Raw genomic sequence first — 16,880 nt, forward strand, 5'->3', positions numbered from 1 at the left:
GAGCCTGATCATGAATTGTCATTCTCCTCGACTGATGGTATATTCCATTTGCATTCGGCCATGACCATCCGCTGGTCCGCCGGTATGGCAAGGCATTTCGTCATGCCAGCAGGAAGACTCTCATCGAATTGGAAGAGAAGGGATTGGCTTGATCTATTGGATCGATGAAAAACAGATGACGAAAAACCGGGAGGCATTAAATGATAGAGACGGAAACTTACGAAAAGTCGATTGATGAGGTAGTCCGCGGGCTTCATACAGACCTCGCCAAGGGACTGAATGAGGTCGAGGCGCAGGTTCGCCTCCGGAAGTACGGGCCCAACGAGCTCAGGGAACGACCGCGTCCCGGGTTCTTCGCCCTGCTTCTAAACCAATTCAACAACTTTCTCGTGATCATCCTGATAGTCGCAGCGGTCGTGACGGTTCTTCTCGGCGAATATATCGACGCGATCGCCATCACGGTCATCATCGTTCTCAATGCCGTCTTGGGGGTGTTTCAGGAGTCGAAAGCCGAGCAGGCAATCGCCGCCCTCAAGAAGATGGCCGCCCCTCATGCCCAGGTGATTCGTGACGGGCGGCAGGCATCGATTCCCGGCAGGGAACTGGTGGTCGGTGATATCGTCCTTTTGGAGGCCGGCAATTTCGTCCCCGCCGACATGCGCCTCGTGGAGAGCGTCAATCTCAAAGTCGAAGAAGCCTCTCTGACGGGGGAGTCGCTGCCGGCCGAGAAGAACGCAAAGGTTGTGTTGGGCAAGGAGATCCCCCTGGGAGACCGGAAAAATGCCGTCTTCATGAGCACCCTGATCACCTACGGGCGCGGCAGGGGAATTGTTACGGGAACGGGAATGGACACGCAGATCGGCCTCATTGCCGAGATGATCCAGTCTTACGTGGAAGAGGATACACCCCTCCAGCAGAAACTGGCCCACCTGGGGAAGGTGCTCGGGACTGCCTGCCTTGCCATCTGCGGATTCGTCTTCATCTTCGGCCTTCTTCGAGATACAAATCTCGCAAGCGTCTTTCATGACGGGTTCATCAACTACCTCCTGGCCGAACAGAAGGTCATCGTCGGTTTGTTCATGATCGCCGTCAGTCTCGCCATCGCCGCCGTCCCGGAGGGACTTCCGGCGATTGTGACCATCTGTCTTGCCCTCGGGATGCAGCAGATGATCAAGCGCCACGCCCTGATCCGCAAGTTAGCCGCCGTGGAGACGCTCGGCAGCACCACGGTGATCTGCACCGACAAAACGGGAACCCTGACGCAGAACCAGATGACCGTACTGCAGGGCTGGACCGGGGGAAAGGGATTCCACGTGACGGGGGAGGGATATGCCCCGGCCGGGCTGTTCACGCGGGACGGGCAGGAATTTGCTCCCCAGGGGGATGCCGATGTCGCCGCGCTCCTCCGGGGCGGCCTGCTGTGCAATGACGCCGATCTCGTGGAAGGGGGGAAAGAGACCTCCTGGGGAATCATCGGTGATCCCACGGAAGGCGCTCTGGTAGTAGCCGCGGCGAAGGCAGGTGTTCGACGCGCGGATATGGTTAAGGTTCTGCCAAGGGTTGCTGAGATCCCCTTTGATTCGGACAGAAAACGGATGACCACGATCCACCGGCTTGACCCCACCGCCGCCCGGACGGGGACGCCGGGGGGATTCTCTTATCCGCCCGTAGTCGCCTTCGTCAAGGGGGCGCCGGACTTCGTTCTTGATCTCTGCAGCCGTGTTCTTCAAGACGGGCAAGTCATTCCCCTGACGGAAGAGAAGCGGCAGGGGGTTATCGAACGAAACCGGGAAATGGCCGGCGACGCCCTCCGGGTGCTTGCCGTGACATACCGCCCCCTGGATGCCGTTCCCGAAAACCCCGACCCCGATCAGGTTGAAAAGGATCTGACGTTCATCGGCCTGCTCGGCATGATCGATCCACCGCGGCCCGAGGTGATTGCAGCAATAAGGTTGGCGCAAGGGGCCGGTTTGAAGACCGTCATGGTGACCGGCGACTACCGGGACACAGCCGAAGCCGTGGCCCGGGAGGTCGGCCTGAAGACATCCAGCGGTCTGGTCCTGACCGGAACCGAACTCGACCAGATGAGCGACGAGCGGCTCACCGAAGAGGCGAACAGACTGGAGGTCTGCTGTCGCGTTTCCCCGGCGCACAAGATGAGGATCGTCGATGCCATGAAGGCGCGGGGACACATCGTGGCGATGACCGGCGACGGCGTGAACGACGCTCCCGCTCTCAAACGGGCGGACATCGGCATCGCCATGGGCATCACCGGAACGGATGTCTCCAAGGAGGCTGCGGACATGGTCCTGACGGATGACAACTTTTCCAGTATCGTCTCCGCCGTCGAACAGGGCCGGATTATCTATTCCAACATTCGGAAGTTCGTCTATTTTCTCTTGGCCTGCAACGTGGGGGAAATCATGATCGTTTTTGGCGCCATGCTGATCGGGCTCCCCATTCCGCTCAGGCCGATACATCTGTTGTGGCTGAACCTCATCTCGGATGGCGCCCCGGCTCTGGCACTCGGAATGGAAAAGGGCGAACCCGACACGATGACCCAACCGCCCAGACGGCCTGCGGAACCGCTGGTCAATGTGGATATGACGATCGGCATTTCTGTGGTCGCGGTTACGGATGCAATTGCCATCCTCCTGGTTTTCTATCTCGGGATGGGACGTTATCCCGGTCAGATCGAGGCCGCCCAGACCATGGCCTTTGTTACCTTGAGCTTATCGGAGCTCGTAAGGGCCTTCACCGCCCGTTCCGAATACCTGAGCGTTTTCAAGATCGGTGTTTTTTCAAACCGCTGGATGGTCGGCGCCACGGCCGTTTCGTTCCTCTTTGTGTTGACCGTCGTTTACGTTCCATTCCTGCAACCCTTTTTTAACACGGTCACCCTGACGCCGGATGACTGGCTTTTCATGCTGCCGTTCTTCTTCGCCTCGCCAATCGCGATGGAACTCATCAAGATCTACATTCGGCACAAGAGAACCACGATGCTTAGCGCAAACGGCGGCATAGCCAAGACGAAGCTCTCACAAAAAGAGGTCTAATGTCACCAGGCCAGCTCCCAGGTTCTGCCGAAACGTTAGATTAATCTTCTTTCTTGCCCTTGAAAATTGACGAGTTAAAAAATAGTTTTAAAAAAGTAAAATAGATGTATAATCATCGCAAATAAATATCGGAGGGTTGATTATGTTCGCACCGAAAAATATTTTGGTCCCGACAGATTTTTCAAAGTATTCTTCTGCGGCACTGGACAAGGCGGTGGATATCGCGACTCAGTACAAGGCGAATATCTATCTCCTCCACGTTATTACTGAACAAATTAAGCGGTGCATGGCCAACTATTGCCTCGATCTTCAACTAGTCAAGCAACTCGAAAAGCAAAGTATCAAGGGCGCCAAAGATAAGTTGAAAAGGGAAGCAGACACCATTGCCAAGGAAAGGGGTGTCGAAATATCTATTGTCGTCAGGGAAGGGGTGCCTCAAGAGGTTATCTTAAATGAACAAAAGGCAAAAAAGATTGATTTGATTGTTATTGCATCTCATGGGGAGACCGGCATTCTCAAGAATCTGATGGGAAGCGTTGCAGACAAAGTTGTCAAAGGCTCAAAATGTCCAGTCATTGTCGTCAAACCTTGAGTAATGGAACAGCTGCTTAAATTAACCACAAATAATTTGAGAGGGAGAATGTATGAAGGCTTTGGTCACTTACTATTCTGAAACCGGTAACACCGAAAAACTTGCCCGTGCAATCTACGAGGCTATTAGCATAGACAAGCAAATTAAACCCATCCAGGATTTAACAGACACTGATGGATATAATATTATATTTTACGGTTTTCCCGTCATTGCCCACAGCGTTCCAGGAAAAGCTCAGGGGCTCATCAAGAAACTGCCGCAAGGACAGAAAGTAGCATTTTTTTCAACCCACGGTTCCCTCCGGGATGGTCACTTGCCGAAACAAGCATTCGAACATGCCATTAGTCTATCATCAAAAATAAAAGTCTTGGGTCATTTTGGATGCCGTGGAGAAGTGTCTGCCAAATTGCTGGACTCACTGAGACAGAAGCCGGAACACGGGGCGTGGGTGGAAGAGGCCATGAGCGCCCAAGGACATCCTGATCAACATGATCTCGCAGATGCAAAAAAATTCGTTTTACAGATGCTCGCCTTTTCCGCAAATAAGTAACCTGTAAATACCTAACCCGGGCTGACGCCCGCAACCCAAAGCTTTAAGATGAAATACATAGATACGGAAGGCGTTATCATCAAGAGCTGGTGCAACAACCCGGAAGCCAACGCCCTTGCCCAGGCGAAGAATCTGGCAAACCTGCCGTTCATCTTCAGGCAGGTCTGTCTCATGCCCGACACCCACGAAGGCTACGGGATGCCCATCGGCGGCGTCATTGCCACGAATGGTTTTGTGATCCCCAATGCCGTCGGCGTCGATATCGGCTGCGGGATGCTCGCGACCGCAACGAACCTGACAAAAATTTCTTTGCCGGCGCTCAAAAAAATCCTTGGCAAAATCAGGGAAACTGTTCCCGTCGGCTTCGAACACCAGGAAAAAGCCCAGGACGAAAGTCTGATGCCGCAGATGGAAGATCCGGACCTGTATCCGGAGGTGAACCGCCAATACCGCTCCGCGTGCAAACAGCTCGGAACCCTGGGCGGCGGCAACCACTTCATCGAAATCCAGAAAGGGTCGGACGCCCGCATCTGGTTCATGATCCATTCGGGAAGCCGGAATATCGGCCTCAAGATAGCTGGCCGCTATAACCAGACGGCCATTGCGTTAAACGAACAATGGCATTCCGCTGTCCCGAAGAAATGGGAGCTGGCCTTTCTGCCCATTGAAACGGAGGAGGCAAATACATACTTGCGAGAGATGCGTTACTGTCTGGAATTTGCCCTGGCCAATCGCAAACTGATGGCCGACCGGGTGCGGGCAGCCATCAGTGCGGAAATACCGGATGTGGAATTTGCGGAACCCATTAACATTCACCATAATTATGCGGCCTTCGAGGATCATTTCGGCAAAAACGTCATCGTTCACCGCAAAGGCGCAACCTCGGCACGTCTTGGAGAGATGGGCATCATCCCCGGTTCCCAGGGAACGGCCAGCTATATTGTAAGAGGAAAAGGAAACCCCGAGAGTTTCATGAGCTGCTCTCACGGCGCCGGCCGTAAAATGGGAAGACGGGCGGCCATCAAGACCCTCGATCTTGAGAAGGAAAAAAAGATCCTCGAAAATAAGGGGATTCTCCATGCCCTCCGCGGCAAGCAGGACCTCGAAGAAGCGGCCGGCGCCTATAAGGATATTGATGTGGTGATGGCAGAACAGCAGGATCTTGTGGATATCGTCGTCCGGCTGGAACCCTTGGCGGTAATCAAAGGCTGACGACCTCGTAAAAAGTCGCTACTCGTCATTGCGAGGAGCGTAGCGTCGTGGCAATCTCTTGGATAATTGATTACTTTCGAGATTGCTGCGAGTGCCACCCGGCAGGTTATGGAAGGCAATTTATCGGAATGACAGACAAGAGCGCCAGTAAACCTCATGCGCTGAGAAATGCAGCCTTGGCTGCGTTTCTCCTGCTTGTCGGCGGAACGCTTGCCTACATGTACATCAATGAAAACTTATACAGCGACCAAAATAGTCTTGTCATGGGGTCTGGCTCTGACGGACTTAGCGGGAGGCTTGTAAAGATTCCTATCTTTGAGTCTTTGCCCACACGGTTTCTAAATAGACAAGCCGTGTCCATCTCGCAAGAACGCAACGCCCGGGTATTGAAAAGTGTGATCGAGGTATTCGACCCATCATTGAGATCCTTTCTGACATCAGTGCCGATAGTTTTTGATCCTTCAGCGGATACCGCGAAGGCGTATCGGAAGAAGGGCTACATCGGCGTCAGTCCCGACTGGGACAATACGGTGCTTCAATCACATTACCGGGCAATTTATGAGCAGAGGGGGATGAAGCCCGGGGACCCCGTATTCATGCCTCGCTTCAAAACAGATTTGTTGATACACGAATTTTTGCACCTGCTCCAGGCCCGCCAGGGAATTGATGTTCGCTTGTATTACGAGGCAGTGGCGCACTGGTATAAAGACCCGCGGTATGGCATACCTTCTCCAAACGGCATGTACCAAGCGGGCGCGACGAAATACAGAAGGCCGGATACAGTCGCGATCAATAGGATGAAATATGTTGTATGGCATCAGTTGTACAATTATCGAAGGTTAAGCGATGCGCCCCGGGATGAGAGTTGGAAGAATATGCAATATGTACAAAGGTATCGGTCGGTGGAAAAGGGAGTGGAGGAATTTGCCTATATCGGAGAAGAAATACTCGCCAGCGGTAGTAGTTCTGAAACATATATCAAGACAGCTCAGTGGATAGACAAGGACTGGGAGAGCAAGAGAATGAGATTGTTGGAAGTCTCGCCGGAAGTTGTCGTTTTTTTTAGAGGCATATTCAATCCTGAAGTAACGCGGCAGTAAGTGCCTGATCAGGCGTCTCATTCTGCCAACTTTCAGGAAGTGTCGAAGATCGCCTTCACACGTTTCCGTTGCAGCATCAAAATATCAACAGAGTATTAGCCGGCTCTCCGGAAATCACGGCAAGGTTCACCTCCCCGGACGCATGCAAAAAAGAGGGAGCGCCGGCCGCCGGCATTTTAAATTAGTTCCATAACCTCCTGATTATGAAATTTAGCCTTCGTTTTCCCGCCTGCGCCGGAAGGATAGCTTTCCCGGGCGCTTTCCTGTTTGAGCGCCTCGGGCAGATAGTTTAAAACATCCCGCGCGGTCAACCCCTCCTGCCCCTTGTCGGCGGCGGCCAGATCGCCGGAAAACCCGTGGAGAAACACCCCCTTGCGCACCGCATCCGCAAACGGGAGACCTTGACCGAACATCGCGGCGATGCTCCCGGTCAGCACATCGCCGACTCCGGCAGTCGCCATCCCCGGATTGCCGTTCATGTTGACAAAAACACGCCCCTCCGGCGTGCCGATCAGTGAGTGGGCGCCCTTCAGGACAATATATGCGTGCAGATTCGTGCAGGTCTCCTGCAGAATAACGATTCTGTTCTTCTCTATTTCCGCAACCGATTTTCCGGTCAGTCGCGCCATCTCTCCCGGATGAGGGGTCAAAACCGTCGGCCCCGAACGCCCGCTGATAAGCTCCGAACGGCCGCAAACGGCCGTTATCCCGTCGCCGTCGAGCAGAAGCGGTTTCCCCACTGCCGAGACAAGCCCCCGGACAAGCCCCGCGGTTTCTTCGGCAACAGAAAGGCCGGGACCGATTACAACCATATCAACCTTTTCCGCCAGTGCAAGCAGGAAATCCATGTTTTCAAAAGCGATGCTGCCCGTGTCTGTTTCCGCCTGCGGAACAAACACGATCTCGCTGCCGTTCATGGCGATGAAGGGCGCGATCGATCGGGGAGTGGCCAGACGGGCGTATCCTCCCCCAGCCTTCAGAAATGACATTGCGCTGAAATACGGCGCCCCGTAATAGCCCGCGGCGCCGGCGACAAACAGCACATCCCCGAGAGAGCCCTTGTGGGCGGTGGCTGCCCTTTCAGGAAGGGGCAGATCGCTGTTCGTTTCCACCATGAGCGCTTCATCCTCGTACAGGGAGGGGGGAAACGAGATATGCGCCACACTAAGCCTTCCGCAATGCTCGAAACCGGGATAAAGCACGTTTCCGATCTTTGGCAGACCAAAGGTCACCGTCTGGTGGGCGCGCACGGCCGTCCCAAGAACAGCCCCCGTATCGCCGCTGATGCCGGAGGGTATGTCAAGGCTGAGAACCGGCTTGCCGCTGCGGTTGATCAGCTCTACAATCTCCCGGTAAACGCCTTCCACCGCGCGGGCAAGGCCGGTCCCGAAGAGTGCATCGACAATGCAGTCCATCCCGAGAACAGCCGCCTCTATTTCTGCCGCAGCCGTTACCCGTTCCGTCGCGATCGGCAGCTTTGAGACAATCTCGTAATTATTTTTCGCCGCCCCTTGCAGACGTTCCGGGTCGCCGACAAAAAAGATATGGGGCGTCCCCCCGTCCGAGAGGATATGGCGGGCTACGACCAGTCCGTCGCCACCATTATTGCCGGCGCCGCAGAAAATGGCATACCGCTTCCCCTTTACCCCCCCTTCACGGGAAAGCGCCCCGAAGGAGGCAAGGCCGGCGTTCTCCATCAAAACCTGGTCGGAAATTCCAAACTTTTCGACAGCATCCCTGTCCATAGCCTGCATCTGGGCAACATTGCTGATTTTCATAATTTACCTCCCCATAACAACTGTCTGCGAAACAGCTTTTAAAAAGTGCCGGGATACTTGCCGCCGTCAATCAGCAGGTTCTGCCCGGTGATAAATCCCCCGTGAACGCTGCATAAAAAGACGCAGTAAGCGCCGAATTCCTCGGGCCTGCCGAACCGCCCCGTTGGATTTGCGGAAACCCGTATTTTTCGCATCTCTTCATAAGATCGATTCTCGGTTTCCGCCAGCGCCTGCGTGTAGGATCGCTGACGCTCGGTTCCAAAATCGCCGGGCAGCAGGTTGTTGATCGTGACGTTGTGGATCGCTGTCTCGCGGGCAATTCCCGCAACGAAACCGGTGAGACCGGAACGCGCCCCGTTGGAAAGTCCCAGGATGGGGATCGGCGCTTTTACCGCGCTTGAGGTTATATTCACAATCCGTCCGAACCTGCGGGCGATCATCCCGTCAAGCGTATCTTTGATCATAAAGATCGCCCCAAGCATGTTGTTGTTCAAGGCCGCAAGCCATGCATCTCTACCCCAGTCACGGAAATCGCCGGGAGGCGGCCCACCGGAATTATTGACGATTATGTCCGGCGACGGACAGGCAGCAAGAACCTCCTTCCGGCCCTCGTCGGTGTTGATGTCAACGGCGATGGCCTGAACATTTACGCCCGTTGCGGCAGCTATTTCCGCTCCCGCCGCCTCGATCCTCTCCCGGGTGCGGGCGACAATCGTCACATCAACCCCCTCCTTGGCAAGCGCCAGCGCACACGCCTTGCCCAGCCCCGCACTCGCCCCGCCGATTATGGCCTTTCTGCCTTCAATCCCCAACTCCATACATCCCCCTTTTTTTCAGATTCAGTCCCCAGATAACCACACAGCAAGGGGTACTCTACGTAAACTCCTCCGGCATCGCAAGAAAAAGTTTTTAGCTTGGACAAGACAGATCAGGACGGGAAAAGAGTGGAAAACCGCGCGGCAATCGGTTATAGAAACGGCAGGAAAAGGGCAGTGCGGATAAACATTACTGCGCTGGACCTCGCCTGCAGCAATAGACAACCGCGGCGGCAAAATATCATAGACAGAGGTGGACGGAATGGCAAAAATAAAGGTAGTTAACCCGATAGTGGAGATGGATGGGGATGAAATGACCAGGGTCATCTGGGCAAAGATCAAGGAAAAACTTATTTGTCCCTGGCTCGACATCGACCTGAAATACTACGATCTCAGCATCCTGAACCGCGACGCAACCGGCGATCAGGTGACAATCGACGCCGCCGAAGCAACTCTTCAATACGGGGTTGCCGTCAAATGCGCCACGATTACCCACGACGAGGCGCGGATGAAGGAGTTTGGTTCACCTGCCCTGCTGCGCTCCCCAAACGGCACAATCCGGAACATCCTCGACGGAACCATCTTCCGCGAACCGATCATCTGCAAAAACATCCCCCGCCTGGTTCCCCACTGGGACAAGCCGATCATCATCGCCCGCCACGCCTTTGGCGACCAGTATAAGGCAGGCGAATTCCAATTCAAGGGCAAGGGGTCCCTGCGCCTCATCTTTGTTCCGGAAGACGGTAGTCCAAGCATCGCGAAAGAGTGCTTCAAATCAACCGGCGACGGCGTCGCAATGGCAACCTACAACACCGATGAGTCAATCGCCGGCTTCGCCCGCGCCTGCTTAAACTACGGGTTGGCCCGCCGATATCCGGTCTATCTGTCCACCAAAAATACGATCCTCAAGATCTACGACGGCCGCTTTAAAAACATTTTCAGGAAGATATTTGATGAGGAATTCTCAAAGAAGTTCAAGGATATCGGCCTTACATACGAACACCGCCTGATCGACGACATGGTTGCCTCCACCATGAAATGGAGCGGCGGCTACCTCTGGGCCTGCAAGAACTACGATGGCGACGTAATGTCCGATCTTGTCGCCCAGGGTTACGGTTCTCTGGGGCTTATGACCTCCATCCTGATGAGCCCGGACGGAAGCGCGTTCGAGGCGGAGGCGGCGCACGGCACCATTACCCGTCACTTTCGCGATTATCAGGCAGGCAAGGAGACCTCCACCAATCCAATAGCCTCAATCTTCGCCTGGACGCGCGGCCTTATCCGCCGCGGCGAACTCGACAGCTCGCCTGAAGTGGTAAAATTTGCAAACACTCTGGAGGAAGTCTGCGTCCAGGCAGTCGAAGCCGGCCATATGACTAAGGATCTGGCGCTCCGAGTCGGCAGCGGCCAGAAGTGGCAAACAACAGATCAGTTCCTCGATACAATAGATGGCGAGTTGAGACAGCGGATATGATCGCCCAATCAATAGCCCGACACACCATAGGCATTACTCATTGGGCAGATATTCTTCATAGCAGCAGCAAAAAGGCTCCCTGAGCAACGGCAAAGAGCCCCTGATATTCAGGTTGTGCCCTTCTGGCAGATTCAGATGATCTTGAATCAGTTCACGAAGCTCGGCAGCCAGAGGACGATCTCCGGCCATATAATGATAAGCATCATGGCGAAAATTTCGATCACGATGAAAGGAGCCGCGGAATAAACAATCTCTTTGAGGGACAAATCGGGGGCCACCCCCTTCATCACAAACAGCAGCATCCCGAAAGGAGGCGTGATGAAGCCGGTCTCAAAATTGATTAGCATAAGCACCCCGAACCAGACGGGATCAAAACCCAGCAGTTTCACAATAGGCATGAAAATGGGCATGCAGATCATCATGATGGAAATGGTTTCCATGAAGCATCCCATTATGAAAACTACGAGTTGCATGGCGAGTAAAATGATCAGCGGCGAAACATGGAGATTCTCAACAACGCCTATAAGGCCCCGGGTGGCCCCGGTGAAGGCCAGAAGGCTGCTGAAGGTGCTGGAGGCCGCCAGTATCATGAACACCATGACCGTGATCTCCAGGGTCCCGATTATTGAGGATTTGACCATCTTCCAGTTGAGACGGCCGTACAGCAAGGTCACAAGTAATGTGCCAATGGCGCCCGTAGAAGCCGCTTCGGTAGGGGTGGCAATCCCGAGCAGCATTAACCCGAGCACCATAAAAATAATGAACCCAAGGGGAAGCACGTACTTCACTGTTCCTGCGATCTTTTCCCAAAAGCTTGCGCGTTCCACGTCGTAGCGGGGAGCGAGGGAGGGATCCAGCCAGCAGCGCACCACGATATAAACCGCAATCAACGTCCCCAGAAGCAGACCAGGCAGCACCCCGCCGATCAGAATCTTGCTTACGGAGATGTGCCCGATACTGGCCAGCACGACCGCCAGCGATGATGGCGGTATGAGCATGGCCAGGCCGCCTACCCCGATAATGGGGCCGACCGTCATGGCCGTCTTGTAGCCCCGCCGCTTCATGTCGGGAAGCAGCACGGTTCCCAGCATGGCGGTGTTAGCAACGGTGGAGCCGCTCAGAGCGGCAAAGAGAACGCCTGCACCAGCGGCAAGCAGGCTCAACCTCCCCGGAAGCCTGCCCAGCCACTTGTCCATAACATCGATGGAGTTGTTGGCGATTCCCGAATGGAACATCAACTCGCCCATCAGGATAAAGAGGGGGATGGGCGTCAGCGTGAACGTGGCAAGGGAGGAAAAAATCTGCAGCGTCATCTGCTGGAGTCCCATGGGTCCGATGAAAAAAAGACTTGCCAGAAGATTGATCACGAAAAATCCAAAGGCAATGGGAAATCCAGACGCCAGAACGATCATCAATCCAAAAACGAAAAAAGCTAATACAACCCACCAATCCACGATCAGTTAACCCTCCCCTTGGCAATAGAACCCTTCAACCCCGATTTCGCTGCTTCTCCAGGGTCGGCAACAGGCGCAATGCCCCCTGCCGCCGACTGGGTTTTCCTGAGGGATAAGATCAGATTTCGCACAAACTGAATAGTCAGGGCAATAAAACCGATGGGAATGACCACAATGACCAGGTATTTGGGAACATCCACGGCCTGCACATCAATCACCCCCCGCTGGAAGAGGCTGAACGTCATAATGGCGCTGTACCAGCAAAGTACCCCGCATACCACTATACCCATGATGCTGTGAACCGTCTCGGCGATTCTCTTTGCCCGGGGCTTGAAATGCCCGATTACAACATCCATGGAAACATGTTTTCTTCTACTAAGCACCCACGCCGATCCCAGAAAGGTAATCCAGAGCAGGGAATACTCATTGAACTGGACCGTCCAGAGCGGGCTTTGATAACCCAGGGCGCGAGTAGCTATATTGTAGCTAATGGAAAAGGTGACGAAAAGGAGGAGAAGACCTGCCAATAATGCCATCCCCGACAATATTCCCCTGAGAATTCTCTCCAGCAAATCTGCTCCTCCTGTCAAATGCAACTTTTTATCTAATTGCCTTCTGCAGCGATAGTTGTCTTACTTGGTCAGCATTTGTTTCAATTTGGGTCCGTTCACGGGGGATTTTTCAATAATAATATCCCACAGGGAAGAGTTGGCCGCCTCGGTAAATTTTTTGGCCTCGGCGGGTGACAGGTCGATATACTTTACCCCCTTTTTCTCCAAGGCTTCTCTTTCATTTTTGACCAGCTCCACGCTGCGCTTTTTGGCAAAGCGGGCAGCCTCATCCTCTGTATCGATCAGCAGCTTCTGGAGATGGGCAGGCAGCGAATCCCATTTCTTCTTGTTAACCAGCACTACATTGGCCCCATTGTAAACCCCCGGGGTAATCACAGTCTTGGTAACCTTATCCCATCCCCAGTCCCTGATCAGACCGGCAGGCCACATAAACCCGTCCACTACCCCGCGCTCAAGGGCCGTATAGACATCCGTGGGGGGAAGGACCACAGGATTAGCCTTGTATTTCTTGAGAAAACCAATAAGCGTAGGCGAGCAGCGAATTTTCAAACCCGTTAGATCCGCATTTTTTACGGACTTGGCCAGATAGACAGTGAATGGCAGGTTGTGGCCCAGACGTCCCAGGTAGATGCAATTGATCTTTTCCTGGTGGATCTTGCTCAAAAAGTCGTTGACCCCGGTGGCCCGCTCTTCCCAGCCGTCCAGCGGAGACACGCTCAGCGCATTCACCTCCGGCACCGCAGAAGTGTAATAGCCATCCGTGGTGAAAACCATATCCACCACGCCCATCCGGGCGGCTTCCACCTGTTCGTTGAAGGGGATTACCTCTGGCCCGCCGATATACTGAATCTCCAGCTCGCCGGGATATTTATTGGCAACGTTTTCTTTGACCATTTCCAGAAACTTATTGAAATTGCCGACTTCCCACACTGTCTTGGGCCATGCGGTAACGGCCTTAATGGTAATCTTGGTGGCTGCCTGGCCCATGCCCGTCATAGACAACACCAAGGCAACGGCCACAAACACTCCTAAGAGTTTACGATATACACGGTTCATAATTATGTCCTCCTTATTTATTGTTTTAGGTCAACAGTAGAGAAACGTTCCTTCATCCTCACGCCGGCCCACTTATAAGCCGAAACTTATTCTTATGTCAAGATAACAGCTTCCTGATTAAGAGGCTTCCGCTTGCATTAAGGCCTTGAGGATGAGCCGGAAATCAAGGCAGAGAGTTTATCTGTAGATGCCGTACTCTTTTGTAAAATCTATCATCGCCCTCACGTTTTGCGTCTTCGCATCATCGAGGTTCGATGAGCAATCCATGATGAATCCTCCATCTTTTCCCACATAATCAATTAGTTTCTTACAATAAGCTCTTACATCATCGGGTGTTCCCGTACACATAATTGAAAGAGGAACATTGCCCCGGAGACAGGCTACTTTGCCCAAAACATCCTTAGCCTTAAAGATATCCGTTCTCTCAAACCAGTAAACAACCTTGCCGGGCGGAACGTCGCCTATTAACTCAAGCCTGGGGGTACAGTCCCCTTCCCAAAGCAATACAGGCGTCAAATCCTGTTCGATGAGCGCCATAATCAATCTGCGAAGCGTCGGCCAATAGAAGGTTTTGAACTGCGACGGAGACATAAACCCGTCAAGTCCTTTATGCAGCGGGATAAACACACCCTTGACGCCTCTCTCCTTTGCAGCCATCCCGAAACGGATCATCACGGGAAGCAATCTTTCCGTCGCCTCTATGAGCTTGTCCGGACACCTGAACATATCCATCGCTGTTCCTTTAGTGCCCCGGAAAAAATCGGAAAGGGTGTCAAAGGGGGCCTGGGTCATAGACCCGAATTGGGGCGGAAATCCGAGGGTTTTCATTTTGGCTGCATATTCGGCAGAACCGGCAAGAATTCTCCTGGCTTGAATTGCCGCTTCCTTAATGGCGGCTATGGCTTTTTCGAGCTCTGGACTGTCAAAGGCCGAAAAATCGGTCAGCCCGAAATAATAAGTGATGATGCTGTTCAGGGGAGGAAGGTTTTTTAGCGGTTCCAAAACACCGAAGATGCGGGGCCAATACTTGCGAACCATGAAATCAGAGATATCGAAGAGAAAATCATCATATTCCTCTCGCTTCATGTATTCCTTTTCTACAAACTGGTAGGTGGACATGGGATCAACCCCATGTCCCGGCCATCGCAACTGCTTAAAATCCAAAGCCAGCAGGATTGAACCCAGAAAACGAATGGCAAAAGGGTTTTCGTACATATCTGGTTGTAAATCCGTCATCGTCGCTGTCCAGGATTCCATCATTTTATCGTAATCATACATAGCCTCTTCAAAGGTTATTCCAGCCCAGCGCGCCGGGAAAAAACCAAAGACGCTCATCACCGGCACCCGATCCGGAACCTTGAGCTGAATGGCATCCTGCGTTCTTTTTTCCCTCTCCCGGTACAGCTCTTCCGGCGATTTCTCCATTATTACTCCCTCCTGCCCGTTGCTTGCTTAATTTCTCAGCTCCCGCAACGCTGAAACCGAAGGCATCGGCCCCCGTAATAGATGCTTACCCCATCTATTTGCCACCCAGACATAAAAAAGGCAAGACCTGAACTGCTCTTGACTGCGGCCGGCCCTTATAACACAAAAAACCGGGGAATCGCCTGCAAGTTCCTGCTGCAAAATGTTTTAATTCTCGCCATCTGATTGATTCATATGGTATAATTGCCCCTGTCGGCAGGAATCAGTTTTTTATCTTGACAATGGAAAGACGTTAATATAGAGCAGAAACCGTGGCACAATTCCTCTTCTATTGTATAAACGAAAAATTTCATATGCGTTATTTTTATCATTAAGTGGTTCATTTTATAGTCATTTTTTGTTGCTATTTTTTATTTAATCGTAATGGTTTAATATCAAGGTTTACTTTAATCCGCAATATTAAATATTGAATGTATTGTCCGCTTTAAAAGGATATCGTAAATGCCCGACAACAGCAAATAATTATATTAGTATGTTCCAGACATCAAGGCGGGCTTGATTCGAAGCTGCTTTTATGGCCCGGCAGATAGTATTGTTGTTGTGGCTTCTGTGCGGTGGTAAAAATTAAAGGGAACCCAATAAAGGAGAGAGTGCTATGAAAAACGATAAAACAGAAACAAGCGGGCTGGTAAACAAAAAATTAAATGCGAGGAGGAGTAACATGAAACGAATTTTATTGGCAACAATCGCGGCGGTATGCTTATTTGCCTTTGCCACAGGAGAGATTATTGCCGCCCCGTTTTATCAGGGAAAAACCGTGAGAATTACAGTCGGTTTTTCTGCCGGCGGCGGCTTCGACCTCTGGGCCAGGCTTATTGCCCGTCACATTGGCAAACATATACCGGGAAATCCAACGGTAGTAGTGGAAAACGTCACCGGCGCCGGCGGCCTCATCCAGACGAATCAGCTCTTCAAGGCCACCAAACCTGACGGCCTTACCATAGGCCACATCAACGGAGGGCTTATCCTGGGGCAGATGCTGGGTCAGCCGGGATACAATTTCGACAGTCAGAAGTTCATTTACATCGGCGCCGCCAATAAGGAGAATCCCGTCATTATTTTTGGCAAGAAAAGCGGCATTGACACGGCCGAAAAATGGAAAACATCTCCCACGCCTGTCACGCTCGGCGGCCTTGTACCGGGGAACACCATTGACAACCTGTGCCGGGTCTCACAATACGTTCTGCAATTCCCCACAAAGACCGTGACCGGCTACAAAGGCACTAATGATAGCTTACTGGCAGTGGAAAGCGGTGAATTGGCCGGCGGCCCCCTGTCCTGGGATGGCGTGAAGTCAAAACGAAAAAACGCCTTCGATACGGGTGAGCTGATTGTTGTGCTTCAGGGTACCGCCAAACATCTCAAAGAGCTCCCCAATGTTCCCAGAATGATCGATTACGCCAAAACGGATGAGCAGAAAAAGTTGGTAGAAGTGGCCATTCATTACCCGAACGATTACTCGCGGCCCTTTGCGCTGCCTCCCGGAACGCCCAAGGAACGCGTTGAGATAATGCGCAAGGCCTTTGAGGAGACGATGAAGGATAAAGAGTTCCTGTTTGAAATAGAGAAGATGAAGCTGACTCTCGACCCGACAACCGCCGACGAGCTGACAACTGCAGTTGTCAATTCTGCAAAGATCGACACGGCCACAAAAGCAAAACTTAAAGACATCCTCTTCAAGTAGGGCATCGCCGGTCCCGGAACTGTAAACAGAAATTTAAATAATAGAAAACATC

Annotated in this window: 13 protein-coding genes; 7 read left to right on the plus strand and 6 right to left on the minus strand. The window is 52.7% G+C overall.

The window, feature by feature from the left end:
• Positions 1-200: 200 nt before the first annotated feature.
• The 5 genes from M0P74_05660 (at position 201) to M0P74_05680 (ending at position 6,510) form a co-directional block, all read left to right on the plus strand.
• Complete coding sequence (locus tag M0P74_05660) at positions 201-3,056, plus strand: cation-translocating P-type ATPase (protein ID MCK9363070.1); 2,856 nt, start codon at positions 201-203, stop codon at positions 3,054-3,056.
• A 142-nt stretch (positions 3,057-3,198) separates the two neighbouring features.
• Positions 3,199-3,648, plus strand: coding sequence for a universal stress protein (locus M0P74_05665; protein MCK9363071.1), 450 nt, complete (start codon positions 3,199-3,201; stop codon positions 3,646-3,648).
• A gap of 52 nt (positions 3,649-3,700) precedes the next feature.
• A complete protein-coding gene (locus tag M0P74_05670) occupies positions 3,701-4,198 on the plus strand; it encodes a flavodoxin family protein (protein ID MCK9363072.1) in 498 nt (165 codons plus the stop codon).
• A 48-nt stretch (positions 4,199-4,246) separates the two neighbouring features.
• Positions 4,247-5,410: an RtcB family protein gene (locus M0P74_05675; protein MCK9363073.1), complete on the plus strand. Its 1,164-nt coding sequence runs from the start codon at positions 4,247-4,249 to the stop codon at positions 5,408-5,410.
• A gap of 128 nt (positions 5,411-5,538) precedes the next feature.
• Positions 5,539-6,510 carry a hypothetical protein gene (locus tag M0P74_05680; protein ID MCK9363074.1) on the plus strand — a complete coding sequence of 324 codons (972 nt, stop codon included), beginning with the start codon at positions 5,539-5,541 and terminating at the stop codon, positions 6,508-6,510.
• 176 nt (positions 6,511-6,686) lie between these two features.
• Here the strand turns inward: M0P74_05680 and M0P74_05685 are convergent, their stop codons facing one another.
• Positions 6,687-8,288, minus strand: coding sequence for an NAD(P)H-hydrate dehydratase (locus M0P74_05685; GenBank protein MCK9363075.1), 1,602 nt, complete (start codon positions 8,286-8,288; stop codon positions 6,687-6,689).
• Between the two features lie 38 nt (positions 8,289-8,326).
• Entirely contained in the window at positions 8,327-9,106 is a 780-nt protein-coding gene (locus M0P74_05690) for an SDR family oxidoreductase (GenBank protein ID MCK9363076.1), read from the minus strand.
• A gap of 259 nt (positions 9,107-9,365) precedes the next feature.
• Here M0P74_05690 and M0P74_05695 point away from each other — a divergent pair, with 259 nt between their 5' ends.
• Entirely contained in the window at positions 9,366-10,577 is a 1,212-nt protein-coding gene (locus M0P74_05695; GenBank protein MCK9363077.1) for an NADP-dependent isocitrate dehydrogenase, read from the plus strand.
• A 146-nt stretch (positions 10,578-10,723) separates the two neighbouring features.
• Here M0P74_05695 and M0P74_05700 read toward each other — a convergent pair whose 3' ends face one another.
• The 4 genes from M0P74_05700 to M0P74_05715 form a co-directional block, all read right to left on the minus strand.
• Positions 10,724-12,031: a TRAP transporter large permease subunit gene (locus tag M0P74_05700; protein ID MCK9363078.1), complete on the minus strand. Its 1,308-nt coding sequence runs from the start codon at positions 12,029-12,031 to the stop codon at positions 10,724-10,726.
• A gap of 2 nt (positions 12,032-12,033) precedes the next feature.
• Positions 12,034-12,603, minus strand: coding sequence for a TRAP transporter small permease (locus M0P74_05705; GenBank protein MCK9363079.1), 570 nt, complete (start codon positions 12,601-12,603; stop codon positions 12,034-12,036).
• Positions 12,604-12,663: 60 nt separating this feature from the next.
• Complete coding sequence (gene dctP / locus M0P74_05710) at positions 12,664-13,659, minus strand: TRAP transporter substrate-binding protein DctP (GenBank protein MCK9363080.1); 996 nt, start codon at positions 13,657-13,659, stop codon at positions 12,664-12,666.
• Between the two features lie 177 nt (positions 13,660-13,836).
• Positions 13,837-15,084: a hypothetical protein gene (locus M0P74_05715; protein MCK9363081.1), complete on the minus strand. Its 1,248-nt coding sequence runs from the start codon at positions 15,082-15,084 to the stop codon at positions 13,837-13,839.
• 721 nt (positions 15,085-15,805) lie between these two features.
• Between M0P74_05715 and M0P74_05720 the strand changes: the two genes are divergently transcribed.
• Positions 15,806-16,828 (plus strand): tripartite tricarboxylate transporter substrate-binding protein, encoded by a 1,023-nt coding sequence (locus M0P74_05720; GenBank protein ID MCK9363082.1) that lies wholly within the window; start codon positions 15,806-15,808, stop codon positions 16,826-16,828.
• The last annotated feature ends 52 nt before the right edge of the window (positions 16,829-16,880 follow it).

This window comes from Syntrophales bacterium (assembly GCA_023229765.1).
GTDB lineage: Bacteria > Desulfobacterota > Syntrophia > Syntrophales > UBA5619 > DYTH01.

Excerpts from the sequence above, each read along its gene's own strand:
- M0P74_05660 (MCK9363070.1), top strand. The coding sequence starts at position 201 with ATGATAGAGACGGAAACTTACGAAAAGTCGATTGATGAGGTAGTCCGC.
- M0P74_05665 (MCK9363071.1), top strand. The coding sequence starts at position 3,199 with ATGTTCGCACCGAAAAATATTTTGGTCCCGACAGATTTTTCAAAGTAT.
- M0P74_05670 (MCK9363072.1), top strand. The coding sequence starts at position 3,701 with ATGAAGGCTTTGGTCACTTACTATTCTGAAACCGGTAACACCGAAAAA.
- M0P74_05675 (MCK9363073.1), top strand. The coding sequence starts at position 4,247 with ATGAAATACATAGATACGGAAGGCGTTATCATCAAGAGCTGGTGCAAC.
- M0P74_05680 (MCK9363074.1), top strand. The coding sequence starts at position 5,539 with ATGACAGACAAGAGCGCCAGTAAACCTCATGCGCTGAGAAATGCAGCC.
- M0P74_05685 (MCK9363075.1), bottom strand. The coding sequence starts at position 8,288 with ATGAAAATCAGCAATGTTGCCCAGATGCAGGCTATGGACAGGGATGCT.
- M0P74_05690 (MCK9363076.1), bottom strand. The coding sequence starts at position 9,106 with ATGGAGTTGGGGATTGAAGGCAGAAAGGCCATAATCGGCGGGGCGAGT.
- M0P74_05695 (MCK9363077.1), top strand. The coding sequence starts at position 9,366 with ATGGCAAAAATAAAGGTAGTTAACCCGATAGTGGAGATGGATGGGGAT.
- dctP (MCK9363080.1), bottom strand. The coding sequence starts at position 13,659 with ATGAACCGTGTATATCGTAAACTCTTAGGAGTGTTTGTGGCCGTTGCC.
- M0P74_05715 (MCK9363081.1), bottom strand. The coding sequence starts at position 15,084 with ATGGAGAAATCGCCGGAAGAGCTGTACCGGGAGAGGGAAAAAAGAACG.
- M0P74_05720 (MCK9363082.1), top strand. The coding sequence starts at position 15,806 with ATGAAACGAATTTTATTGGCAACAATCGCGGCGGTATGCTTATTTGCC.